The sequence below is a fragment of the Polaromonas sp. genome (genome assembly GCF_035638815.1).
Taxonomy (GTDB): Bacteria; Pseudomonadota; Gammaproteobacteria; order Burkholderiales; family Burkholderiaceae_C; genus Polaromonas.
This window is the reverse complement of sequence record NZ_DASQZG010000009.1, coordinates 202999-226208: the sequence shown is the minus strand read 5'-3', so window position 1 is coordinate 226208 and position 23210 is coordinate 202999. Positions and strand designations below refer to the sequence as shown.

The 23210-nt window shown below is 57.8% G+C and carries 19 protein-coding genes and 2 rRNA genes; 13 read left to right on the top strand and 8 right to left on the bottom strand.

The features are described 5' to 3' along the window. Nucleotides 1-411 (top strand): 23S ribosomal RNA (locus VE934_RS04990); the annotation flags it as partial. 144 nt (nucleotides 412-555) lie between these two features. Further along, nucleotides 556-668: ribosomal RNA gene (rrf, locus tag VE934_RS04985) — 5S ribosomal RNA — on the top strand. A 150-nt stretch (nucleotides 669-818) separates the two neighbouring features. Here the strand turns inward: rrf and VE934_RS04980 are convergent. From VE934_RS04980 to VE934_RS04970, 3 genes are read right to left on the bottom strand one after another with little or no spacing between them, the layout of a single operon-like run. Then, nucleotides 819-1724 (bottom strand): MBL fold metallo-hydrolase, encoded by a 906-nt coding sequence (locus VE934_RS04980; protein WP_324884935.1) that lies wholly within the window; start codon nucleotides 1722-1724, stop codon nucleotides 819-821. 35 nt (nucleotides 1725-1759) lie between these two features. Then, nucleotides 1760-3445 carry an AMP-binding protein gene (locus VE934_RS04975; RefSeq protein WP_324884933.1) on the bottom strand — a complete coding sequence of 562 codons (1686 nt, stop codon included), beginning with the start codon at nucleotides 3443-3445 and terminating at the stop codon, nucleotides 1760-1762. 59 nt (nucleotides 3446-3504) lie between these two features. Then, nucleotides 3505-4239 carry an FFLEELY motif protein gene (locus tag VE934_RS04970; protein WP_324884931.1) on the bottom strand — a complete coding sequence of 245 codons (735 nt, stop codon included), beginning with the start codon at nucleotides 4237-4239 and terminating at the stop codon, nucleotides 3505-3507. 67 nt (nucleotides 4240-4306) lie between these two features. Between VE934_RS04970 and VE934_RS04965 the strand changes: the two genes are divergently transcribed. The 7 genes from VE934_RS04965 (at nucleotide 4307) to VE934_RS04935 (ending at nucleotide 13234) form a co-directional block, all read left to right on the top strand. Next, a complete protein-coding gene (locus VE934_RS04965) occupies nucleotides 4307-4813 on the top strand; it encodes a hypothetical protein (RefSeq protein ID WP_324884929.1) in 507 nt (168 codons plus the stop codon). Nucleotides 4814-4827: 14 nt separating this feature from the next. Next, on the top strand, nucleotides 4828-6453 hold the full coding sequence (locus tag VE934_RS04960) for a GMC family oxidoreductase (RefSeq protein WP_324884928.1): 1626 nt from the start codon (nucleotides 4828-4830) through the stop codon (nucleotides 6451-6453). A 29-nt stretch (nucleotides 6454-6482) separates the two neighbouring features. After that, on the top strand, nucleotides 6483-7409 hold the full coding sequence (locus VE934_RS04955) for an esterase/lipase family protein (protein ID WP_324884926.1): 927 nt from the start codon (nucleotides 6483-6485) through the stop codon (nucleotides 7407-7409). A gap of 68 nt (nucleotides 7410-7477) precedes the next feature. After that, nucleotides 7478-8599 carry a response regulator gene (locus VE934_RS04950; RefSeq protein WP_324884924.1) on the top strand — a complete coding sequence of 374 codons (1122 nt, stop codon included), beginning with the start codon at nucleotides 7478-7480 and terminating at the stop codon, nucleotides 8597-8599. 44 nt (nucleotides 8600-8643) lie between these two features. After that, on the top strand, nucleotides 8644-11748 hold the full coding sequence (locus tag VE934_RS04945; protein ID WP_324884922.1) for a hybrid sensor histidine kinase/response regulator: 3105 nt from the start codon (nucleotides 8644-8646) through the stop codon (nucleotides 11746-11748). 110 nt (nucleotides 11749-11858) lie between these two features. Continuing rightward, complete coding sequence (locus VE934_RS04940; RefSeq protein ID WP_324884920.1) at nucleotides 11859-12515, top strand: helix-turn-helix transcriptional regulator; 657 nt, start codon at nucleotides 11859-11861, stop codon at nucleotides 12513-12515. 65 nt (nucleotides 12516-12580) lie between these two features. Next, nucleotides 12581-13234, top strand: coding sequence for a Crp/Fnr family transcriptional regulator (locus tag VE934_RS04935; protein ID WP_324884918.1), 654 nt, complete (start codon nucleotides 12581-12583; stop codon nucleotides 13232-13234). Nucleotides 13235-13248: 14 nt separating this feature from the next. On the opposite strand, the gene VE934_RS04930 is transcribed toward VE934_RS04935, so the two are convergent. From VE934_RS04930 to VE934_RS04920, 3 genes are read right to left on the bottom strand one after another with little or no spacing between them, the layout of a single operon-like run. Then, nucleotides 13249-15147, bottom strand: coding sequence for a hypothetical protein (locus tag VE934_RS04930; protein ID WP_324884916.1), 1899 nt, complete (start codon nucleotides 15145-15147; stop codon nucleotides 13249-13251). Between the two features lie 10 nt (nucleotides 15148-15157). Further along, nucleotides 15158-16252 (bottom strand): phosphatase PAP2 family protein, encoded by a 1095-nt coding sequence (locus VE934_RS04925; protein WP_324884914.1) that lies wholly within the window; start codon nucleotides 16250-16252, stop codon nucleotides 15158-15160. Nucleotides 16253-16278: 26 nt separating this feature from the next. Beyond that, the gene (locus tag VE934_RS04920; RefSeq protein ID WP_324884912.1) at nucleotides 16279-18027 is read right to left on the bottom strand and encodes an adenylate/guanylate cyclase domain-containing protein; all 1749 of its coding nucleotides are present in this window, start codon (nucleotides 18025-18027) and stop codon (nucleotides 16279-16281) included. 87 nt (nucleotides 18028-18114) lie between these two features. Between VE934_RS04920 and VE934_RS04915 the strand changes: the two genes are divergently transcribed. Continuing rightward, a complete protein-coding gene (locus VE934_RS04915; protein ID WP_324884909.1) occupies nucleotides 18115-18432 on the top strand; it encodes a hypothetical protein in 318 nt (105 codons plus the stop codon). Nucleotides 18433-18466: 34 nt separating this feature from the next. On the opposite strand, the gene phhA is transcribed toward VE934_RS04915, so the two are convergent. Beyond that, the gene (gene phhA, locus VE934_RS04910; protein ID WP_324884907.1) at nucleotides 18467-19294 is read right to left on the bottom strand and encodes a phenylalanine 4-monooxygenase; all 828 of its coding nucleotides are present in this window, start codon (nucleotides 19292-19294) and stop codon (nucleotides 18467-18469) included. A gap of 103 nt (nucleotides 19295-19397) precedes the next feature. Beyond that, complete coding sequence (gene hppD, locus VE934_RS04905; RefSeq protein WP_324884905.1) at nucleotides 19398-20537, bottom strand: 4-hydroxyphenylpyruvate dioxygenase; 1140 nt, start codon at nucleotides 20535-20537, stop codon at nucleotides 19398-19400. Between the two features lie 117 nt (nucleotides 20538-20654). Here hppD and VE934_RS04900 point away from each other — a divergent pair, with 117 nt between their 5' ends. The 3 genes from VE934_RS04900 to VE934_RS04890 all read left to right on the top strand — a co-directional run bounded on the left by VE934_RS04900 (nucleotide 20655) and on the right by VE934_RS04890 (nucleotide 23196). After that, nucleotides 20655-21128, top strand: a complete 474-nt coding sequence (locus VE934_RS04900) for an Lrp/AsnC family transcriptional regulator (protein WP_324884903.1) — start codon at nucleotides 20655-20657, stop codon at nucleotides 21126-21128. A 255-nt stretch (nucleotides 21129-21383) separates the two neighbouring features. Further along, entirely contained in the window at nucleotides 21384-22109 is a 726-nt protein-coding gene (locus VE934_RS04895; protein ID WP_324884901.1) for a GNAT family N-acetyltransferase, read from the top strand. A gap of 202 nt (nucleotides 22110-22311) precedes the next feature. Then, nucleotides 22312-23196 (top strand): HlyC/CorC family transporter, encoded by an 885-nt coding sequence (locus tag VE934_RS04890; RefSeq protein ID WP_324884899.1) that lies wholly within the window; start codon nucleotides 22312-22314, stop codon nucleotides 23194-23196. Nucleotides 23197-23210 lie beyond the last annotated feature (14 nt).

The following is a 23210-nucleotide window of genomic DNA, read 5'->3' as shown; positions in this document are numbered from 1 at the left end:
TGGCACCTCGATGTCGGCTCATCACATCCTGGGGCTGTAGCCGGTCCCAAGGGTATGGCTGTTCGCCATTTAAAGTGGTACGTGAGCTGGGTTTAAAACGTCGTGAGACAGTTTGGTCCCTATCTGCCGTGGGCGTTGGAAGTTTGAAGGGGGCTGCTCCTAGTACGAGAGGACCGGAGTGGACGAACCTCTGGTGTACCGGTTGTCACGCCAGTGGCATTGCCGGGTAGCTAAGTTCGGAAGAGATAACCGCTGAAAGCATCTAAGCGGGAAACTCGTTTCAAGATTAGATCTGCCGGGGCCTTGAGCCCCCTAAAGAGTCGTTCAAGACCAGGACGTTGATAGGTCAGGTGTGGAAGCGCAGTAATGCGTTAAGCTAACTGATACTAATTGCTCGTGCGACTTGACCCTATAACTTTGATTGATTTCGAAGTTGTTATGCCCAAGTGACGCATTCAAAAACTGTGCTCGCATGAGTGCAAGACATTAAATAAAAGCTGATTTGCTCTATGAATCCGATGGATTGTTCAACGAACAATTTGTCAAACAGTTATGCCTGATGACCATAGCAAGTTGGTACCACTCCTTCCCATCCCGAACAGGACAGTGAAACGACTTAGCGCCGATGATAGTGCGGATTCCCGTGTGAAAGTAGGACATTGTCAGGCTCTTACAGCAAGAAACGCCCAGTTGATGATTCAACTGGGCGTTTTCTTTTGGGCGTCGCATTTTGCGTGCGGAGCTCTTTCCATGATTTCCATATCTCGTTATGCCGCTGAAGCGGTCCAGTTTTGGAGGCGAGCCTATGGTGGTGAGATCTACCCGTTGAAGATCACACCCTCCTTCATTGACGCAACCCCGGAGTGAATGAGTTCCTCTGTGAGCTGCCCCACCCATTGCTCGAGCGGGACCGAGGAAAAATAAGTCTTGCGAATCAGCCGAAAGTAACTGGTTTGTCCCGCCCAGGCCAGAAAATTCGAAAACTCCATTTGCTGGGCTTCCAGCAATTTGAACTTCAACAGAACCTTGCCAGCGTGGTGGGCATGTCTGGTCGGATTGCCAATAAATGCATCCAGCCGCTGTCGAGCTTTCGCCATTATTTTCTCGTGGTAATTAAACACCCGACCGTGGCCTGGGATGACCGCGTGGGGGTCGAGTCTTTCGATCAGATCAAGCGTCGCGCCCACTTGGGCGAACGCCGTATCCCCTTCGAGCTCGGGAAACACGACACCAAAACCGTTTTCCCAAAATGCGTCTGCAGAAATCAGCGTGCGCGATAGTGGTTCAAAAAAAACAAGCGAATGAGGATCATGACCAGGAGCGGCGTGGATCTGCCATTCTGTATCGCCAAGAAAGATGGTCGTACCGGCCAAAAGCACATCGGCGAATGTAAAGCGGGAGCAGCTTTGGCCGGTGGGCGTATAGCTCAGGGCTGCGGGATCCCAACTTGCGACAAAGGCCGCATGCCCCGGAGGAATCAGCGTCCGCATTTCCGGGTATTTGCCCTGAAGTGCTGCGTTACCCCCGCAATGGTCACTGTGCAAATGCGTGTTGAGGAGCAGATCGAGCGGGCGCCCCTGCAGTTCGCCAGCAACCAGAGAAAGAGTCTGCTCGGCGTGTGTACTGTAACCACTGTCGATCAAGGCGCACGAATCGCTGCCAAAACACAGAATGTTGTTGGACGACAACCAACCGCGTTCGAAAACACGAAGGTCTGAGGGCAACGGTGGATGTATCACAGCTTGCGGCTAACGTTTCGCTACGGAGAGGAACGCAGCTCGCGGCGCAAAATTTTCCCGACGTTGGTTTTGGGCAAATCGTCCCGGAACTCAATGTATTTCGGCCGCTTATAGCCAGTCAGATTCTGCTTGCAGTACTCGTTAAGGTATTCCTCCGTGAGCGTGGGAGTGTTTTTGACAACAAATACCTTGATCGCCTCGCCCTGTTTGTCATCTGCAATGCCGATAGCAGCACATTCAACCACTCCTGGGCAGAGGGAAATCACGTTTTCCAACTCGTTGGGGAAAACATTAAAGCCAGAAACGATGATCATGTCTTTCTTGCGGTCCACGATTTTTGTGTAGCCATCGCTATCCATGATGCCAATATCGCCGGTTCGCATAAATCCGTCGGACGTAAACGCCTTTTCGTTCTCCGCGGGCTGCTGATAGTAGCCCGTCATCACCTGCGGCCCCCTTATGCAGATTTCTCCCGGCTCGCCAACTGGAAGCGAATGCCCGCCGTCGTCCTTGATCGCAAGTTCAATTCCGGGGAGAGGAAGACCTATGGTTCCGGTGAAGGTCGAGTTCATCACTGGGTTGTTGGTGCCAATGGCGCAGGTTTCGCTCATTCCCCAACCCTCGATCATGGGACAGCCCGTCACTTCAAGCCAGTGTTTAGCAGTGCCTGCTGACGCCGCCATTCCGCCAGCCTGTGAAACACACAAGCTGGAAAAATCAACAGATTTGATTTGAGGGTGTTGAAGGAGGGCATTAAACAGCGTGTTGACTGCAGGCAGCATGTGGAAGGGCCGCTTCTTCAGCACCTCAATGAATTTTCCAAAGTCACGCGGATTGGGAATCAGCGTGAGGTGCGAACCCCACCTGATTGCCAGTAAAGACAGCGTCAGCGCAAAAATGTGATACAGCGGCAAGGCCGCAATTCCATTGGTTTTGCTGACATCTCCCAAGCGTCTCAAGGCTGGCGTAAACCAGGCTTCTGCCTGCAAAACGGCAGCGACGATGTTGCGATGGGTGAGCACCGCGCCCTTGGACAAGCCTGTTGTGCCGCCCGTGTATTGCAAAAATGCAATCGAATCAAGTGTGCACTCGGCAGATTTCAGCGTCATGCCAGTTCCATCTGCAATTGCATGGTTAAACGGGGTGACAGCGCGGCCATTGCTCAGGGGTAGCTTGTACGCAGGCACCATTTTCGCCAGATGACGAACAGCAAAGGTGATCCAGCTGCCGTACCAGAAGCCGAGCAGGTCTCCCATGGACGCCACAACCACATGCTTCACTGGCGTCTTGTCGATCACTTCCTCCAGCACATGTGCAAAATTTTCGAGAATGACGATGGTGGTGGCACCGGAGTCCTTGAGTTGATGCTCAAGCTCGCGGGGGGTGTAGAGCGGATTCACATTCACGCAGGTGAAGCCCGCGCGCAAGACGCCGGCCATGGTCACTGCAAACTGCGGAATGTTGGGCAGCATGATCGCGACCCGCGCTCCGCGCTCCAGTCCGCGTTGCTGCAACCAGGCGCCGAATGCAGAAGAAAGCTCGTCAAGCTCGCCATATGACATCCACTTTTCCATACACACCGAGAAGGGGCGCGAGGCATTTTTCCGGAAAGAGTCTTCTAGCAGCTGGTTCAGCGAGCGAAACTGATTAACGTCTATGGTGTGCGGAACACCTTCGGGGTAACTCTTGAGCCAAATCTTGTCCATCGAAAACTCCTTCTGCGACATTGTGGAACTGGAGGCGCCGCAAACGTATGGGGCTTGTCCTAATGTGAGCGCGCCTCGGCAAGCAGTTGGTTCAGTCTCGTCTCGCAGGCGACAGCCTGATCATCAAAGAGTGAAGCGATCCAGATCGATTCGCGTGATTCGATCAGGCTCAAAAATTGGGAGGCCCCCCGCATCTCGGCAAAGGCATCGAAGCCAGCTTCGAGAAAATTCTGCAAGGCGCTAAGTCCGCCAGCTTGCGCCGGAGCACGCATCATCCTCAGCAGCATGCGAAGGCCACGCGTTTTCGTCAAACGATCAAGTTGCTGGCCCAAGTGCAAGACCACCTGCAGTTGCTGTGCTCGTGCAGAACGATCGCCTACAGCGCGCCAGCAACTGATGTAGCGCGCTGACAGATCAAGGTGCGGACTCATCAGCCACTGCCGCGCAACCAGATCGTCAAGCCTCTCAGTCAATGCGTGAACCTCGGCCAGCGAGGCGGCGGTTTCAACCACTGCTGCCGGAAAGAGTCGCGCGATGGTATTGGCGATGCGCGCAAACTGCTGGTCGCGCTGGGCGTAGTCGTGATCACCGTACAGCTCACTCAAGAAGAAATGCGCAGCACCTTGATAGCGTGGACTGTGAAGCAGATCTGCGTAGGTCGCCCGAAAGCGCTGCGCCTGAAACCGCTTGACATCCAGGCACGCTGCGTCGAGCTGCGGACTGCTGGCGCGAATTTGGCGCAACAGCGACACCGCCTGCATGGCATCGCGAATGCGTTGTGCGGGTAAGTCCATATAAACACCGAGTTTATCTAGGTAACGCGCTCTATTGCGACGGGAGTACGCATGAGAAACTTGATCGATGCAAAGAAGATCCCTACTCAAGCTGGGCGTCGCTTCAGCCGCGCTGCTGGCTGTGGCGGGTGGTGCGGCGGCGTTGCTGCAGGCGGGCTTGGACGAGGGCAAACTCACTTCCACCGGGCGTGAGGTTATCAGGGCGATTGGGCGGTCGGTGCTCGAAGGGAGCCTGCCCGCTGACGACGCGGCTCGGCAAACGGCACTGAACGGATTGCTCGATCGCGTCGACGGACTCACCATCGCATTGCCGCCTCACGCCCAGGAGGAGTTATCGCAATTGCTGTCGCTGTTGGCAGCAGCGCCTGGACGGTTGGCCCTTGCGGGGTTGGGCGAGTCATGGTCCTCTGCTAGCGAGGCACAGATCCAGCAGGCTTTGCAAGGCATGAGAACTTCCAGTGTGGCGCTGCGTCAGCAGGCCTATGCAGCACTTCACGACATCACGGCTGCTGCCTATTTCTCTGATGCATCGACCTGGGCGCAGCTTGGCTATGCCGGTCCACCCAAAATCTGAAAGTTATACGCAGCATGAGTCAATTGCCAGACCCCATTCGTGATGGTCTTAAACGCGGGTGGAAGGTGCTTGGTGGCGCCCTGGGCGCAGCGCCCGAAAAAATTGTGTGTGATGTTGCTATCGTCGGCAGCGGTGCGGGTGCCGGCATTACGGCAGAGCTGCTCACAAAGGCTGGCTTGCAAGTGGTGATCATTGAAGAGGGCCCGCTCAAGAGCAGCTCAGACTTCAATCAAAAAGAATCAGAGGCCTATCCGCAGCTATATCAAGAGAGTGCGGCCCGCAAGACCGAAGACAAGGCCATCAACATTTTGCAGGGCCGTTGCGTAGGCGGCTCCACCACAGTCAACTGGACAAGCTCGTTCAGAACACCGAGCGTCACGTTGAAGTACTGGCAGGAACAGTTCGGCTTGACCAGTTTCAGCGATGAAGCGCTGGCGCCCTACTTCGCGCAGGCGGAGAAGCGCCTGAATATCCTCCCCTGGCTCACACCGCCCAATGAGAACAACGATCTGCTGCGTCGCGGTGCGGCCAAGCTCGGTATCCCCGCGGCGGCTATTTCGCGAAATGTCAAAGGGTGCTGGAACCTGGGGTCTTGCGGACTTGGATGTCCCACCAATGCCAAGCAGTCCATGCTGGTGACCACCATCCCGGCTGCACTGGATCAGGGCGCCCAGTTGCTGACGGAAATGCGCGTGGAGAAGTTTGAACTGACCAACGGCAAGGTCACCGCCCTTTATTGCCAAAGTGTGATGCCAAATGGGGCATTAGCCCAGGGAATACGGGCGGGCAATGCTACAAAAATAGTAGCAAAACACTACGTGCTTGCAGCCGGCGCCATCAATTCTCCCGCCGTCCTCCTCAGATCGGGTGCGCCGGATCCACATGGTTTGCTAGGCGCGCGGACCTTCCTGCATCCAGTGGTCATGAGCTCTTCAGTGTTTGACCAGAAAGTCGAAGCGTGGAATGGTGCGCCGCAAACCATTTACACCGATCATTTTCTTGACACCCTGCCCATCGACGGTCCGATGGGCTACAAGCTGGAGGCGCCGCCCCTGCACCCAGTGATTTTTGCTTCGACAGTTCCTGGGTATGGTCAAAGCCAGAAAGCGTTGCTGGACTCGTTTCCACACAACCACACCTTGCTTGCCCTGCTGCGCGACGGCTTTCACGACCAATCTCGCGGTGGGCAGGTCAAGCTGCGCGGCGATGGATCGCCGGTGCTTGATTACCCGCTGACCAGTTACGTCATGGACGGTGCACGACGCGCTCTTTTGTCGATGATGGAAATTCAGTTTGCATCTGGCGCTCGCCAGGTATTGCCGCTTCATGAAATGGCGCAGCCGTACACCACCTGGACGCAAGCCCGCGACGCCGTCAATGCACTTCCCATGAAACCCATGCTGACCAAGGTAGTCAGTGCCCATGTAATGGGTGGCTGCGCACTGGCTGCGCAAGAAAAACGCGGCGTTACCCGTCCTGATGGCGTGCATTGGCAGATCGAGAATCTGTCCATCCATGACGGGTCGGTTTTTCCGACCAGCATTGGAGCCAATCCACAGCTGTCGATCTATGGCACGGTAAATCGGCTGGCGCAGGGGCTGGCTAAAAAGCTGGCAGGGCGTGACGTCGTTCTGGCCTGACCCTGTCTTGCTCAACGCGGACTGACAACATGCTCGCGCGCCTGCAGCAATTCATCACGGTATCCCTGCTCGTGGCCGCATGTGCGTGGCTGGCTTACTTCTGGCAATCTTCGCCCCCGCTGGCAGTGGGCGGCTTTGTCATGCTTGTGCTTGGCTACTCCGGCTTTCTGGCCCTCGAGTTTGTGGCCCTGCGCTTCGTCAACCGGAGCGATCCCGCTCCCCAGCCGCCTTGGCACGCTTTGATGGCAGCCTGGGTGGGCGAGACCTTGACCGCACCCAGGGTGTTTTGCTGGCGTCAGCCGTTTCGGTCACATGCTTTTGCGGACCAACTTGATCCCGCCACCGTGGTGCAGGGGCAACGCGGTGTTGTGTTTGTTCACGGCTTTTTTTGTAACCGCGGTTTTTGGGCGCCGTGGCTCAAACGTCTTCAGGGTACGGGTCATGCCTACGTTGCCGTCAATCTGGAGCCACCGTTTGGCTCCATAGACAGCTACTCCCCTCAGATCGAAGATGCGGTGCAGCGCGTCGGGGCCGCCACCGGCGTGCCCCCTCTTGTGGTCTGCCACAGCATGGGCGGGCTGGCAGTGCGAGCCTGGCTCAAGACGCATAAAGCAGAGGCGCGGGTTCACCATGTGGTGACGATTGGCACCCCCCATCGCGGCACATGGCTGGCCCGGTTCAGCCGGGTGGCCAATGGCCGCGAGATGCAGCTTTCAAGCCCGTGGCAGCAGCAGCTGGATGTGGACATGCCCGCTCATCGGCACACCTTGTTCACCTGCTGGTACTCCAACTGCGACAACATCGTCTTTCCTACGTCAACCGCCACATTGCCTGACGCGGACAATCGTTTTCTGAGTGGTGTGGCTCACGTGCAAATGGCATTTGTGCCTGAGGTCATGAACGCAACGCTGGCGATGGTCCGGTACGATTCCTCAAAAAGCATACCAAAGTTGTAACGGTAGTTGTTGCTTAGGTAACAATTTGTGTAAGCTACGGCATGTCAGTCGAATCGTCTGGAAAAAGCATGCCTTTAATTGTGGTGATGGAGGACGACGCCGCCACCCGTACGTTGGTGGCTTCGGTACTTCGCAAAAATGGTTATGACGTCCTCTCTGCCGACAATGGCCTGTCGGGGCTTGAACTTGTCCGAAACAACAAGCCGGACCTGGTCATCAGTGATGTGCAAATGCCGACGATGGACGGTTTTGCCATGCTGCAGGCCTTGCGCGCCGACCCGGCCATTTTTGCCACGCCCGTTATCCTGCTGACCTCGCTGCAGGAGCGCGCGCACATGCGCATCGGCATGACCAGTGGTGCAGACGACTACATAACCAAACCATTTCGGCCCGGGGAGCTGCGCGAGGCTGCAGCCGCCCAGCTCAACCGCCGGCAAATGCAGGCGGTTGTTCAGACCATGACCGTAGAGGCCGCGGTTCTGGCCGCGCTGGAAGACCAGAAACACCACCTCTCAAAGCTGTACGAACAGCGACTGGCCTCCGAGCTCAGCGAGAAGTGGCCCGCGGACAATGCACAAAGTGAAGACGAAAAATTCACCAATGCCACGGTGCTGTTCGTTGATGTCATCAACTACGCAGGCTTTGCCGAGAAGCTGTCCAACACGGACCTGAGTGATGTTGTCCGCCAGTTCTACAACAACGCGGGCGACACAGTCCACCTTTTCGGCGCAAGATTGATGCAGTTTGTTGGCGATGGGTTGCTGGTTATTTTTGTCGACAGCGCCGACACGACATCCGTCAACCACGGCTTGCGCGCTGCCCGCGCAGCCTTGGGGTTGAGTGACGCGGCCAAGCGGGTGCAGCAGTTTCTCAACACCCGCTTTCCCACCTACAAGCTGCCCCGGTTTGATGTGAGTGTTGCACTGAACAGCGGGCCCGTCGCACTGGCCAGGCTCGAAGATCCGCTGCGCGGAGATGTGCAGGTGCTGCCAGTTGGCGACACTGTCAGCGCTACCTTGCTGCTGCAAAAGGCGGCCAGCAAGTCTGGCTGGCGAATAGCGGCCAGCGTGTCAATGCTGCGCGGCGTCACCGGGGCCGTCAATATCGGCGGGCGCGCCCTGATTTCCCTTCCTGGCAGATCGGCGCCGATAGACGCTGCCGAGTTGCTCGGCCTGGCGCTTGAGACTTAGGTCACATTGCTCTTGCGGGCGGATGAGGCAAACTCGCTGACGCCGTGTCAAAAATACTGTTGTCCCTGCCTCGCGTTCTGGTTCTGAGCCTCCTGGTTCTCTCGGTGTTGCCCGTGGGGGTCATGGCATGGCTGGCGGTCCGCAGCAGCGCCGGTGCGGTGCAAGATCGCGCTGGCACCGCGCTTGCCACCGTCGCGGCGCAGGTGCAAGCCGGGGTACAAACCCATGCGGCCTCTGCTCATCACGCACTTAACGGCCTGTTCCCCGAGCGCCCAAGCCCGGCGCAGGCAGAACAGGCGCGCGATTGGCTGCGTCATGGTGGGGCGTTCGAGTCCATGGCCTTTGCACTCACCAGGCAGACGCCTGCCGTCCCCAGCTTGTTCTTTGGCAATAACCGGGGCGAGTATTTCGCAGTAGAGAACACGGGAGGCAGCACAACAGTCCTGTTTCGAAACAATGCAGACGCTTGGTTGCAGGCATTTCTGGCGCGCCGGGCGGGTGACCGAAGCTCTGCGCTCTCCGTCAACCGGACCACCGTGGAGCCACGCTCCCGTATCTGGTACCAGAGCGCAGTGGCGGCTAAAAGGCGGGTCTTTTCCCCTGTTCAGGCTCTCCCCGGAAAAGCGCAACTCTTTGTCACGTTGGCCCAACCGGTGTACGAAGCGGACGATGCGTTGGCCGGGGTATTTGGCGTCGATCTGCATTTGCAGCAGCTTTCAGAGCTGCTGCGGGCACAAAGCTTCAGCCCGAATGGCGCCGCCTTTATCGTGGATGAAGCCGGGCTGCTTGTTGCAGGGTCCGCCGGAGACGCCCTGCTGCAGGAAGTTCAAGGCCAGCAAACGCGTCGTTCTCCGCCCGGCAGCGCCAATCGCATCATTCGGGAAGCGTTTGCCGGCCTGCAACTCGCCCGTTCGCGCAAGCCAGAAGAGCCGGTGATAGCGGGGAATACAGCCTTGCAAAGGTTGCCCTTGCAGGGTGATACCTTGTTGATGGTGCAGCGGCCGGTCGGCGAGTCGCTGGGTTTGCGCTGGACATTGGTGGTTGCTGCGCCCGAGAGCGACTTCACCGCAGATGCAGGCCGCGCTTGGTTAAGGTCGCTCGCGCCTGTGGGCGCGCTGCTTTTGTTTGGCGTACTGGCGGCGCTTTACATCGGCCACCGTATTGGGCGCGGGCTCAAGGGCCTGGGCAAGGCAGTGCAGCAGCTGGGTCGGGGCGAAATACCACGAATTGACCGACATACCCGCCTGAAGGAGATCAGGCACATTTCGCAAGCGATACATGACAGCGCAGAGCAGTTCAAAGGGGAGCGGGCAGAAATGCTGGGCAAGGTCAAAGCCACGCAAGACGCTAGGGAGTATCTGGAGGAGCGGGTCGCAAAACGCACGGTTGAGCTTCTTGCGTCACGCGAAGACGCCCTGCAGGCCGTCAAGGCCAAAGCAGCTTTCCTGGCAACCATGAGTCACGAAATCCGCACGCCGCTGAATGGCGTTGTTGGCATGAGCACCTTGCTGGCCCAGACTGCCCTTGACGACGAGCAGCGCGACTATTTGAAAACCTTGAGGCAATCCGGCGACCAGCTCCTGATCGTCATCAACGACATACTGGACTTCTCCAAAATCGAGTCCGGCCAACTGGAGTTGCAAGTGCAGCCGCTGAGTCTGCGCCGATTGATCGAAGAGGCGTGTGACAACGCATACATCCGTGCCCAGGAAAAAAACCTTGAACTCACCGTCGATATTTCTGATGCGGGCAGCGCCGATCCCTCCGCGGTACCAGCAGCGATTTCCGCAGACGGCTCCCGTCTGCGGCAAGTGTTGGTTCATCTCGTCAGCAATGCCATCAAGTTCACCGACAAGGGCAAAGTCTCGGTCAGCGTCCGTCAGCTTCCCCATAGCGGTGAGCCTTCACGTGTGCGGCTAGAGTTCCGCGTCGTCGATTCGGGAATCGGGATACCGCACGATCGGCTGGGCAACTTGTTCCAGGCATTTACGCAGCTTGACGCGTCAACCACCAGAAAATATGGCGGAACAGGTCTGGGGCTGGCCATCTGCAAACGACTGGTAGAGCTGATGGGCGGGGAGATCGGCGTCGAAAGCAATGTTGGCAAAGGGTCGACATTCTGGTTTGTTATCACCGTGCAGCGGGCTCACGCGTCGTCTGTGGTGCCTGCGGTGGATGCCACAGCCTCGCACCGTAAATACGCGCCGGTGGTTGAGAACCAAGGGACCAGCGTACCCACTCCGAGGGGCCAGCCCTCATCGCAAGAGCGGCTTGCCTCCAGCGTGACAACGGCCAAAAACATCACCTTGCTGGTGGTCGACGACAACAGCGTCAACCTCAAGGTGGCCTGCGCCATGCTGTCAAAAATGGGTTATCAGTTTGAAACGGCCCTGGACGGGCGCGAAGCCGTGCAGGCCGTAGCGCGCGCCCACGGCGCCGGCTGGCGCTTCGGTGCAGTGCTGATGGACGTCAACATGCCGCGCATGAATGGACTGCAGGCGACCCAGCAGATTCAAACCATGATGGACAAAAAAGCGCCGCCGGTGCTGGCGCTGACTGCGGCGTCATCGCCTGAGGACCGGGCACGCTGCATAGCGGCAGGCATGGCCGACTACCTCACCAAGCCCTTGCGCATGTCTGAGCTGGCAGAGGCGCTGGAGCGCTGGTCTCCCAGAATGCCGTCCACTGCGACTGCCATTACCGTGAGCAAAGCTTCCACGGTCGACTTCGCGCGCACACAGGTTCTGGGTCCGGCAGCGGCGGGTGTCAGTGCCATCACTGCGAAGGTGGCACCGACGGGAGAGCCCGTCTTGATGGATCTGGACAGACTGGCCCAGTTCAAGGAGTTTGATGACGAACAGTTGAGCATGACGCGGGAGGTGATTGGCCTCTTCGTCGCAGACGCCAGCCAGCGCCTGCAGGCCATTGAGCGCAGTATTCAGGGTGACGACGCCATCGGGCTGGCGTGGGCCAGCCATGCCCTGATCGGCGCCACCAGCAACGTCGGCGCAGTGGCCATGCAAACCATTTGCAGCGAACTTGAAACCGCGGCAAAAACGGGGGCTGTCCCGGTCAACGCCAAGCAGCAACTTGAGAAGCTGAATGCATTTTGGGTAAAAACAAAGGCAGTTCTGGACAGCTGGGAGTAGCGCAACACGCGCTGTGACTTATTAACAGCAACTGTTGGGCATATTCACTGGCGAGTTCTGCGCATGCTTTCTACGCTTAACAATCTGTAACGATTGCTAGGCGCGCTGACATGAACACCCTGTTGAATCCCGGATTTGCTGACTCGGCGTTGCCTCTGGGGGCTGCTCATCTGGATGCTGGCGTGGACGTTCTGGCCTCCCTGATGGATGTATTGGCGCACGGCGCAGTGGTGGTCAATCAAGGCGGGCACATCTTCCACGTTAACCAGGCCGCCCGTAGCGAGCTGAACCGCCAACGTGTCCTGTGCAAGATCAAGGGTGAGATCGAGGCTGTTCATCCGGCAGAAAGCCGCACACTTCAAACCGCGCTGGACAAAGCAGCCAAAGGCAAGCGGAGCCTGATCAACATCAAGGGCGATGGACATAGCCTCACAGTAGCGGTGGTCCCGCTCAAGCGCGAAGCTGGCGCGTGGGACAGCCGGATTGCGCTGCTTTTTGCCCGGGCGGAGGTGTGCGAATCCGGCATGGTCGGATTTTTTGCCCGCACCCATGGCCTCACCCATACCGAAGAGCAGGTGCTCATCATTCTGTGCCGCGGCTTGAGCGCGCCGGAGATCGCAGTACATATGAAAGTCGCCGTCTCTACCGTGCGCAGCCATGTACGTAGCCTGTGCGCCAAAACTGGCACCAGCGGCGTGCGCGAGCTGGTCAACCGGGTCGCTGTTTTGCCGCCCGTGGCGCCTCTGCACCTTGTTCAGATCCACTGAAAATGATGAGTGCGGGACACCAAGGCCCCGTGCATGACTCGGCGCGTGCTAGATTACGTCTCATCATGAGCACGTCATCCACACACAGCGAAGACCCGTACGCCAACCTGGTTCCAGAGCTGCGCTCCCTGGCGCAGCGTGGTGTCCAGCGCACCTATCGAAAAAATGCCGTCCTCATCAACGAGGGCGAGGCCGGAGACAGCCTGTTTGTCTTGCTCAAAGGCAGCGTCAAGATTTTTGCAATGGACGAAAGTGGCCGTGAAATCACCTACGGCACAGTTCACGCTGGTGATTACTTCGGAGAAATGTCTCTAGACGGCGGGCCGCGGTCTGCATCGGTGATGACGCTAGAGCCCTGCACCTGCGCTGTATTGAGTCGCGCCGATGTGAGTGAACACTTGGCCACTGAGCCTGAATTTGCCATCAACCTGGTGGTACAAGTCATTCGCCGCGCCCGCTCAGCCACAGAAACGGCACGCAACATGGCGCTGCTTGACGTGTATGGCCGGCTCGTCGCCCTGCTGGAAGAGCGCCGCGGCGATGCGCCCGAGGGCAGCACCGCATTGCTGGAGTCCATCACCCATCAGGATATCGCCAACCGCGTCGGCGCATCGCGAGAGATGGTCAGCCGCCTGCTCAAAGACCTTGAAAAAGGTGGCTACATCGAGCTGGGTATCCGGCGTATCACGCTACTTAAAAAGCTGCCGAGCCGCTGGTAAGCGGCCCGGTGGTTTTATAGCGCGTTAAAGATTTTTCGGGTGACTTGGGGCGCGGCGTCGCTGGTGCCAATTAGGCGGACTACGCCACCGCTTCGAGTACCGGCAGCTTTTAGTCCAAGTAGCGCCGGATTCTCGTCGCTGTAAGCCTGCACGGCGGGCACCTTCACCACACCTGGCCGCTCGGGTCGACTTGCGTCTGGGTCAGGCTTGCGTGGCGAATACTTTGCCCACATTGGCCCTGCCACCCGAATGCCGCCCACGGACACGGTTTTTGCGCCCGTGGCAATACTGTTGAAATTGCCACTTCGTCGAATGGGTGACGGATTGTCGGGATGGTCAACGTATGACCCAGGGTTGCCACTGGTGTCATACCACTCGTCTTCAAAGTGGGACTGGCGGGCTCCCGTCTGTACCCCAATGATTTGATCGTCGCGCTCGATGTAGGCATCCACGGTGACTTTGCCCGCTTGAGTATTGGTAATTTTCACTTCCCACACGCCACTAGGCGCCGTGGCAACCGACTTGGCGAAACCAAATGTCGGCGCAACTGCGATTAGCGCGCAAGTGCCATTGGCACCAGTCGCTACAGACTTGGGATAGATCAGCGCGCACAGCGGTTTGCCCCCGGAGGTGTTCCATGTACCTGATTGCCCCCAGGCCAAAGAGGGAAGACTGCTCTGCCCTGGAGGGGTAATTTGCACTTCAATGCCCTGGGCACCCTGCGGCAGCCACAGCTCAAGGAAGTTTTGAGTCAAATCGCCCGGTTGCCCTCGCCAATGAAGCGTTAAATGCTCTCCTTTTGATAGCGTCTGATTGGCGTGGGTGCGGCTCTGATAGTTGTTGCTGACAGGCAGAACAATCTGAAGCGCACCGCCTTTGAGTGTGATGAGCTGATCCATAGCGGCTTCCAGCACTGAGCTCCCGTCGTGCGGGCCTGCAAGCGTGCCCCAACTCAGGTTGACCGCCACTTTTGCGTTGGACGCGCACTTGGAGAGGATGTACATCAGTCCGTCCATGATGTGGACGTTCATCGATCCGCCCGATGTGTCCACTACCGTGTCCCAATCCAGTTGCACAGCGACGATGTCACAGCTGCTTGCATCGTCCCCGGCCAGTGCCCAAGTGGGCGGTGCGTCGAGGGAGGGGGGCGCACCGGCGATCTGAGCTAAGACGGTACGCGGACCACATGCGATGTCCAGCACATGGGTGCCATGGTTGACGCTCTTGTTCAGCTCCATACCCATTTTGACCTGGTCATACACCCCAGTTTCATCGACCAACCCACCAAAGGTATTCTTCTGGATCGCTTGGTTGATATCGGCCGCAGTGAATTCATGACCATAGCCAAGGCCGGCGGGTGCTTTGCCCGCGCCTTGTTCGTCTTGGCGCCAAAAATACTGCGTCCGTGCTTTCCCGTTACGTAAGAAATTGGCATTCGCGAAGGCAAGCCCGCCATCAATCAAGCCCACTACTTTGCCCTTGAGCAGCGTCTGAGCTACTGAGGTACTGGGCGCAACTGGCGCGTGCGGGTCATCCTCCTGATAGTCTGCAGATAAGCCAAGCTCAAATCTTTGCACAAGGGCGTGCAAGCTTCCGCCAACCCTGATGTGTTTGAAAAAAGCTGGCCTGACCAGCGCGGTGCAATAGCGCAGGCCAGTAGGTGCGGCAGGGGAGGTATACACCGGCGGCACGTGAATCCACTTGGGTGATGCAGCCGCTTTAAATTGCGCCACGCTCACGCCAGGGGCGAGTTCGATCAGCAGCGGCAGCCACTTGGGTGGCTTGTTGAGGCCATAGCCAGCGAAGTTGTCAGCTTCTGCCCAGATCAGATAGGGATCAAACCCAATTGTCGCGCCGGACTTCGCCCAGTCAATGCCTGTGAAGCTGCCTTTTGGTAGTGGGGTCCAATGCATAACCGGCCTATTAGTTTGATGTCCATTCGGCTGCGGCCTTGGTCCACATGAAGTGGAGAAGCGGCGAGGCCGCAACAGTGGCGGAACCGGAGAGCAACTCGTAGTAGCCACTTTGGTTGTCGGTCATCGACACGCGCGGGTCGAAATCGATCACAGTACCTTGGGCGCCGTGGAACTTGCGGCCGTCGAATCCCCGTTCGTGCAGCTTGGCACCTGTGCAGCGAGCCACTATGAAGTCGCTGAGCGCCGTACCCAACAGCCGTCCGACGGCGCTGTCCACTGGGTAGTGCAAACCTGCCACTGTGCGATTGACCGCGATGCGCGCCGCTAGCCGTTCCAATTGTTCCTCGTACTTTGCTCCATGTGGCATCAATGCTTGCATCAGCGAGCAGGCTAAATAGGCCTCGGTGGCATGACCGCTAGGCCAACTTGCGTGACCGGGCGTTGGAATCATTGGTTGAAGCTGTGGCGATAGCTCTACTGGGCGCGGGCATGCAAAAGCATGCTTAAAGCGCATTTCGACGTGGGTGGCTAATGACATGGCCAAATCCAGCAGTTCGGCCGTATATTTGTGCCGATGGGCCGTCAGTCCAGTGATCGAGGCCAAGAATGCCCCCCCGCCGCTAATTTGAGCTAGGACCTCGGCGCCGCGGTCGTCACGAAGTTCAGCGTAGTTGGCAACTAGGTCAGTTTGTTGTTTGAAGATTTTCTCAGTAGGACGAATCAACCGCGTCAGCGCTACGTCCTTCAAGGGCTTCTTGTCCAGATCGACAAAGCCCAATGTCATGGACGTTTTGCCTTGGTTGACATTGAAATGCAGTCCGGAAAGCAACTCCAACTCGCAAACGGCCATGCGTGGGCCTGCGGCCCATTCGGCCAATCTGCCGGGCTTATCCAAAGTCGGCAAGCTAAACGGTATCGTTGCGCCTTGAAATGGCCCAGCTAGCGCGGCACGACTATTTGTCAAAGCCCCCGACATCAGAGGTGTCTCATCTGGCAGTCCGTTTCCGAAACCACCAGTGAAACCGCCTGTGAAGCCACCAGTGAAACCTCCGGTGAAACCGCCTGTGAAACCCCCGGTGAAACCGCCTGTGAATGTGCTCATGTTGTTCCCTTTTTCAGTTGGTTGATTTAGTTATCGGCAAGACCTAATTGGCGAAGGGCTGCCGCACATCGCTGACGCGTTACGCTGCCTCCGCTACCCATCGACAAGTATGCTGACACAGTCAGGTTGGGCTCCTCTTTCAGCAATGCTTGAAGAGTTTCCCCGGCATCCGCCATCAAGCCTGTTTCCACTTGGGCGGTTAGCAGCACTCGTAAAGTTGGTGAATGGTGCCGATTCATGCGCAAAGAGTGACGCGCGTATTCGATAGCCCGAACATGTTCGTCGGCGCTCAAAAAAGCTGCGGCCGTCAGCAAATCGAAGAGATACTTCAGCGGGTCAATAGGCGACAAGCCTCGCGCGTATTCCGACTCATCGACCGAGTCTGCGGCTGAGCCCCACATGGAGGAGGCAACGCTTTTAAATAACCACGCCATTGGCTCACTTGGATTTGCGCGGACGGCCCGGCTGAGCCGGTCGTTGGCTTCATCAACTTTGCCCAGCAATTGACAGTAGGCATGCCCCTCAATGGCCAGTGTCAGGGCGCTCTCCGGTTCGCTGTCAAGAGCGCGTTTTGTCTGGTCAAGGGCTAGTTGTGTGTCCCGCTGAGGAGAATCACTCAATCCACGCATGATGCGCATGATGTACCACTTGGCCAGCCATGCGCGCGGAGTCGCTATCCGGCCGTGCCGATCTATTAATGCGTCGAGGGCCTGTCTACTGCGATCGAAGTCACGAGTAGACGAGCGGTGCATCATTGAAATTCCACCCAGCAGCAGCGAACTGCTGTCCAGCCGCGGCAAAGGCTGTATCAGCGATTGCCCCACCTCTGTATCAATCAAAGCGCGCGATGTCGCGGCCGCCAAGTTGTTGAGCAATTCGCTCTGCGTTTGCAGGAGGTCGTTCGTATCCCCAGACACTCGGTCTGCCCAAATGATTTCGTTGGTCCGCGTGTCGGTCAGCTCGGCGATGATCAAAATTTTGCCGCCGCTTGCGATGTAACTGCCAGATAGTGCAAACGATGCCGCCAGGCGAGATTCGACATCACGCATGGTGCCCGACCTGCCTCGAAACGCAGTGGTAGACAGGCGGGAGATCACGCGAATATCCGGACTGCGAGAGAGCTGGGCAATCACACCGTCGGCAATCATCTCGCCAATGACGAAATGTTCAGGCTCGTTGCTGCGTGCTTCAAAGGGAATAACTGCAATGGTCGGACGAAAATCTGGCGGGGCGTCGGGACTGGCCGGGATAACTGGTGAGTGACCTACTGGGCCTACGCGATAGGCGCGGATCGGCTCTTTGACGTGTTTGAGGTGGCAATCCCCCAAGTCCTCAATATCGGCGTCCAGCGCGTCAGTCAAACCGTCCCGAAGATCGGCTGTGATTACGATCTCACCGGGACCCGCCAAGGTACAAATGCGCGCCGTCAAGTTGACGTCGGTGCCATAGATGTCGTACTGGTCCGTTACAAAGCTGGCCAGATGGCCGCCAACCCGCAGATGCATCTGGCGGTCAGCAGAAAGTGCGGCGTTGGCGCGCTGGCTAAAGTGCTGCAAGGCGAAGGCTGCCTTCGCGCCGCCTTGAGCGCTCGCAAATTCCAGCATCAAACCGTCACCCAGACTTTTAACAATACGACCGCCGTGCAGGGGCAGTATTTGCTCCGCGTGCTCGACCAGTTGTTGCCATCGCCGTACAAAGTCATCTTGATCCTGCTCCATGATCCTGACCGACTCGACCACGTCCATTACCAGTAGCACCTTTGTGCTTCTTGTCATGGATGGGGGGAGTTCAATCAAGGAGAGGCTCTATCGTAGAAGGCGTAACAAAACTTTACCTCCTCATTTTGTAGGAGAAGTCGGGCAATGGAAACCCTTGCAGCGCTGATGCGCGGGCAAATATGGAAACTGTTGTGTGAGCGCCATGAAGATTTTGTTTGGCGAATTGAATTTAGCGACGCAATAAAAGATGGTTGTTTCGACTGCAGGGTCGACGCAGAGAGTTTTTGCTATTATTTGAATAGCAAACTTTTCCCGCCCTTAAAGGGCAATGGCCGAAAGTTGTCAAGAGTGCGTAGCTTCGTCGCGGATGCAGGCCTTGCCGTTGGGCGTATGTCCGTTCTGCTGTGCGCGCATCAAATGAGGGTGGCCTCCGGATGGATCCCGGATCGAGTCCGGGGGTGACAAGCCAAAGCGGGTCAAGGCCAGCTATCCGGGCTTACGCCACCGCATCTGCTGCCAATTCGTCTTTCGCTTTCACCCGCTCATAAAGCGGCGTGAAGTCAGGCGCAGTTTTGTCAAACAGCTCTTGAAAACTGTTGATGACGAAGTAGGTTTGCTGATAGCTGTCGATTTTGTATCGTGTGCGCATGACGCGCTCGATGTCCAGAGGCAGACGTTGCGGCTCGCTGCTTTGTACTGAGTGCTGCAGCTCGCCTGACGAGCTGAGGATGCCGGCGCCGTACGCACGCAGACCATCGTGCTGCTGGATCAGCCCGAACTCGATGGTGTACCAGTAGAGGCGGCTGAGTTGCTCGCACGCGCCCAGGCGATGGGCCTTCAGGCCGCCCTTGCCGTATTCCTGCATGTGGTCGGCAAAGATGGGGTTGAACAGCAGGGGCACATGGCCGAACAGGTCGTGAAAAACATCGGGCTCGACGATGTAGTCAAACTCCTCAGGCTTGCGAATCCAGTCGGTTACCGGGAATTTGCGGTTGGCCAGCAGGGTAAAAAACGGCACCTCGGGAATCAACCCCGGCACGGTGACGATTTCCCATCCGGTGGCGTTGCGCAGCCGCTGGTTAATGTCTTCAAACCGCGGAATGTGGTCGCTGGTGCCTAGCGAGGGAAGGGCGGCAATGAATTCGTCGCAAGCCAAACCGGGCAGCAACGCGGCCTGGCGTTCGTACAGGCGGCGATAGGTGTCGTGGTCGGCTTCTGTGTAGGCATCGTAGTTTTGCGGGCAGGTGTAATCAGCCCCGGCGCGCGTGTAATCGCCGCGTGGCGGACGCTCACTGGCGCCGTAAACAACGGGTTCAATTGCCATGATCACCTCGCCGGGTGAGACGGTGGCGCATAGAAAATGGATCCCGGATCAGGTCCGGGATGACAGCAACATCGCAATGACAGACTTCACTGGTCATTCGTGGTCACGCTTTCTCAAGTACGCCACGGCGCATCTGGTCCAACTCCATCGTCTCAAACAGCGCCTTGAAGTTGCCTTCGCCAAAGCCCTGATTCCCCTTGCGCTGGATGAACTCAAAGAAGATAGGTCCGAGCTGGTTTTCGCTGAAGATTTGCAGCAGCAGCTCGCCGGGCTTGCCATCAATCAGAATATTCCGCGCTTTCAGCTCGGCCACATTTTCGCCGTGGCCGGGGATGCGTTTGTCGAGCAACTCGTAGTAGGTGTCGCTGGTGTTGAGCAACTTCATGCCGCTGAGTTGCAGGGCGTCAACAGTAGCCGGTAGGTCGCTCGAACCCATGGCGATGTGCTGAATGCCCTCGCCCTGGTATTTGTCCAGGTACTCCTGAATCTGCCCGGCTTTTTCGTTGCCTTCTTCATTGATGGGGATGCGGATCTTGCCGCAGGGGCTGGTCATGGCCTTGCTTTTGACGCCGGTGGTCTGGCCTTCGATGTCGAAGTAACGAACCTCGCGGAAGTTGAACAGACGCTCGTAAAAGCCCGACCACTCGGCCATGCGGCCGCGGTGTACGTTGTGCGTGAGGTGGTCGATGTAGGTCAGGCCGTGGCCTGCGGGGTTCAGCTCGGCGCCCGATCCTTGGGCGATAGGCTCAAAGTCCACGTCAAAAAAGCCGATATTGCCGATGTCGCCTTCCTTTGCGCCATTTTTGCCGCGCCACCGGTCTATGAAATAAATGATGGAGTCGCCGATGCCCTTGATGGCCGGGATGTTTAGCTCGCCGGGGCCGGCGGTGTGCGCATAGCCCCAGGCGCCGAGTGCAATGGCGCGCTCGTACGCGGCCTTGGCGTCCTGCACCCGAAAGGCGATGGCGCACACGCTGGGGCCGTGCTGGCGCGCAAAGCGCTGGGCAAAAGAGTCCGGCTCGGCGTTGATGATGAAGTTGATGCCGCCCTGGCGATACAGCGTCACGTTTTTGTGGCGGTGTTTGGCAATGGCCTTGAAGCCCATGCGCTCGAACAGTGCGCTCATGGCCGCCGGGTCGGGCGCGGCGTATTCAATAAATTCAAAGCCGTCCGTGCCCATGGGGTTGTCCCACTCGGTCGGGGCGGTTGGGTTTGTTGTTGCTTTCTTGGCAGGTGCGCTCATTCATGTCTCCAAACCAGATATTGATCAACCTGACTGTACAGGCGCATACCAGCAATTTTTATGCAATCTGAAGCGCATGCATTGCCGCTCACGCAGTAAACATGCAAAATAATAGGTATGGAAGCATTAGACAAGCTGGACAGGCTCATACTGCGCAGCCTTCAAGCCGACGGCCGCGCCACCTACGACCAGATTGCGGAGCAGGTGAGCCTTTCGCCCAGTGCGGTGCTGCGCCGCGTGAAGCGGCTGGAAGAAAGCGGCGTGATTGATCGGTATGTGGCCCTGGTCAAGCCAGAGTCGGTGGGGCTGGGGCTGACCGCCTATATCAATGTCCGGCTGGAGAAGCACACCGAATCGCACAAGCGCAACCCCATGGACGTGTTCCGCGCAAGCGTGCAGACTTGGCCCGAGGTGGTGGAATGCGCCGCGCTGACGGGTGAGATGGACTATTTGCTGCGCGTAGTGGTGGCCGACATGGGCCACTACAGCCGCTTCATCATGGACACCCTGCTCAAGCACCCCAGCGTGCAGGACTGCAAAACCAGCTTTGTACTGGACCGGGTCAAGGCCACTACAGCATTGCCGGTGTAAGCGCCCACAAACCATATTGACCTGCGAATAGTCCTTGGGTGGTCAGTGAATTAGGTCTTTGTCTCGCTTTACATGTCGATTTATTCCGACTTGCCCACTGTGCAGGGTCTGAAATACTACTCTTTTGATAGCAAGCTATGGCCGTCTTCAAAGGACAAAGGCCAGTTTTCACTGAGAGTCCCGGTAAAGAAGACTTTACAGGGCTATATAGCCCTCTAGAGTGGACTTTCGAGGGAAAACCCTTATATTGGATGCATGGTCAATCCCGCCACTTTCATCAAGGCCTCCCTCGACGCAGGCAAGGAGCTGTTCCGCCAGTCCCCGGCGGACGGCGAGCGCACGCCTGCCAAGCGGCCCGTGATGGTGCCCATCCGTTCTCTGGGCCCCACGCACGGCAATCGCATTGAGAAACACCTGCTGGCGCTGGACGAGAGAGACCGCTATTTGCGTTTTGGCTACGTAGCCAGCGACGAGCAGATTGGCCGCTACGTGGCGGGACTGAACTTCGAGCGTGACGAGATTTTTGGTATCTACAACCGCAAGCTTGAGTTGATTGCGATGGCACACATGGCCCTGTCGATTGACCCCTACCTCGCCAGCCGGGCAGAGTTTGGCGTGTCGGTCCTCACGCATGCGCGCGGCCGTGGCTACGGCGCACGGCTGTTTGACCGTGCCGTCATGCATGCGCGCAACGACGGGGTGACGACGATGTTTATCCACGCCCTGAGCGAAAACACCGCCATGCTCAACATCGCCCGCAAAGCTGGCGCTGTGATTGAACGCGATGGTTCGGAGAGTGAGGGGCACCTCACTCTGCCCCCGGCTGACCTGGACTCCCGCGTGACGGAGATGCTTGAAGAGCAGATCGCCCAGACCGACTACCGCCTGAAGGTCCAGGCCAAGCAGTTCCGTGACATTCTTGCAGCCGTTCAAGATGTACGGAACGGCGTGAGGGACAGCCGCGACCGCATGCCCATGTAGGGGCTTTGTCATTGCGGACTTAGTCCGCAATCCATGCCTCGCGAGCCTGGACAGTGGTTTCAGCGGCATGGATCCCGGATCGAGTCCGGGATGACAGCCAAAATTGGAGATGTCACCAGAAGTCAGTGGCGACGGGCCCCCATGGGGGAACTGCCATTGAACTACGTTATCCTTGAAGTCTTCTCCACTACCGAACACCCTCGTGTCCGACGCCCCCCCCAGTAGAACGCCCAAGCCGGAAGACAAACGCGGCTTTTTGCAAAAGCTTGCTGAAATGCTCCACCCGGGGCCTGACTCCAAAGACGAACTGATTGAAACCCTGGTCGAGGCTCAGGACAACGACGTCATAGGCGCGCAAAGCCGGGAGATGCTCGAAGGCGTCATCCGCATGGCCGACATGACGGCTGGCGAGGTCATGGTTGCCGCGCCCCGCATGGATGCGATCAACATCGATGCGCCTTTTGACGAGCTCCTGCACCTGGTGATTGACACCGCACACTCGCGGTTTCCGGTTTACGAAAACGAAAAAGAAAACATTCTTGGCATTCTCATGGCTAAGGATTTGCTCAAACTCCAGCGCGCGCCCGAGCTCAACATCCGTGCGCTGCTGCGCCCGGCCGTGTTTGTGCCCGAGAGCAAGGGGCTTAACGATTTGCTGCGCGAGTTTCGCGGCAACCGCAATCACCTGGCCATCGTCATCGACGAGTTTGGCCGCGTTGCCGGACTCATCACCATTGAAGATGTGCTGGAGCAAATCGTCGGCGAGATTGAAGACGAGTTCGACATCGCCGCGGACGAAGGTGATATTTTTGGACTCCCCGACAAGACTTACCGAGTCAGTGGCGACACCTCGATTGACCGTGTGAGTGAGGCCTTCGGCGTGAAGTTGCTGGACGAAGATTTTGACACCATAGGCGGCCTCGTGGCGCACGAGATGGGCCACGTGCCGCGTCGCGGCGAGACACATGCGCTGGCCGGGCTTCAGTTCACCGTGTTGCACACCAAGGGCGGGGCAGTGCGCTGGTTCAAGGTGTCGCCGGTGTTGCCCGGCACGCTGGCGCCAGTGAACGAGCTGAAGCGACCCTAAAAAAACATAGAGAT

Coding starts and splice junctions, on each gene's coding strand:
- VE934_RS04975 (WP_324884933.1), bottom strand. CDS start 3,445: ATGGACAAGATTTGGCTCAAGAGTTACCCCGAAGGTGTTCCGCACACC.
- VE934_RS04970 (WP_324884931.1), bottom strand. CDS start 4,239: ATGGACTTACCCGCACAACGCATTCGCGATGCCATGCAGGCGGTGTCG.
- VE934_RS04965 (WP_324884929.1), top strand. CDS start 4,307: ATGCAAAGAAGATCCCTACTCAAGCTGGGCGTCGCTTCAGCCGCGCTG.
- VE934_RS04960 (WP_324884928.1), top strand. CDS start 4,828: ATGAGTCAATTGCCAGACCCCATTCGTGATGGTCTTAAACGCGGGTGG.
- VE934_RS04955 (WP_324884926.1), top strand. CDS start 6,483: ATGCTCGCGCGCCTGCAGCAATTCATCACGGTATCCCTGCTCGTGGCC.
- VE934_RS04950 (WP_324884924.1), top strand. CDS start 7,478: ATGCCTTTAATTGTGGTGATGGAGGACGACGCCGCCACCCGTACGTTG.
- VE934_RS04940 (WP_324884920.1), top strand. CDS start 11,859: ATGAACACCCTGTTGAATCCCGGATTTGCTGACTCGGCGTTGCCTCTG.
- VE934_RS04935 (WP_324884918.1), top strand. CDS start 12,581: ATGAGCACGTCATCCACACACAGCGAAGACCCGTACGCCAACCTGGTT.
- VE934_RS04930 (WP_324884916.1), bottom strand. CDS start 15,147: ATGCATTGGACCCCACTACCAAAAGGCAGCTTCACAGGCATTGACTGG.
- VE934_RS04925 (WP_324884914.1), bottom strand. CDS start 16,252: ATGAGCACATTCACAGGCGGTTTCACCGGGGGTTTCACAGGCGGTTTC.
- VE934_RS04920 (WP_324884912.1), bottom strand. CDS start 18,027: ATGACAAGAAGCACAAAGGTGCTACTGGTAATGGACGTGGTCGAGTCG.
- VE934_RS04915 (WP_324884909.1), top strand. CDS start 18,115: ATGGAAACCCTTGCAGCGCTGATGCGCGGGCAAATATGGAAACTGTTG.
- phhA (WP_324884907.1), bottom strand. CDS start 19,294: ATGGCAATTGAACCCGTTGTTTACGGCGCCAGTGAGCGTCCGCCACGC.
- hppD (WP_324884905.1), bottom strand. CDS start 20,537: ATGAGCGCACCTGCCAAGAAAGCAACAACAAACCCAACCGCCCCGACC.
- VE934_RS04900 (WP_324884903.1), top strand. CDS start 20,655: ATGGAAGCATTAGACAAGCTGGACAGGCTCATACTGCGCAGCCTTCAA.
- VE934_RS04895 (WP_324884901.1), top strand. CDS start 21,384: ATGGTCAATCCCGCCACTTTCATCAAGGCCTCCCTCGACGCAGGCAAG.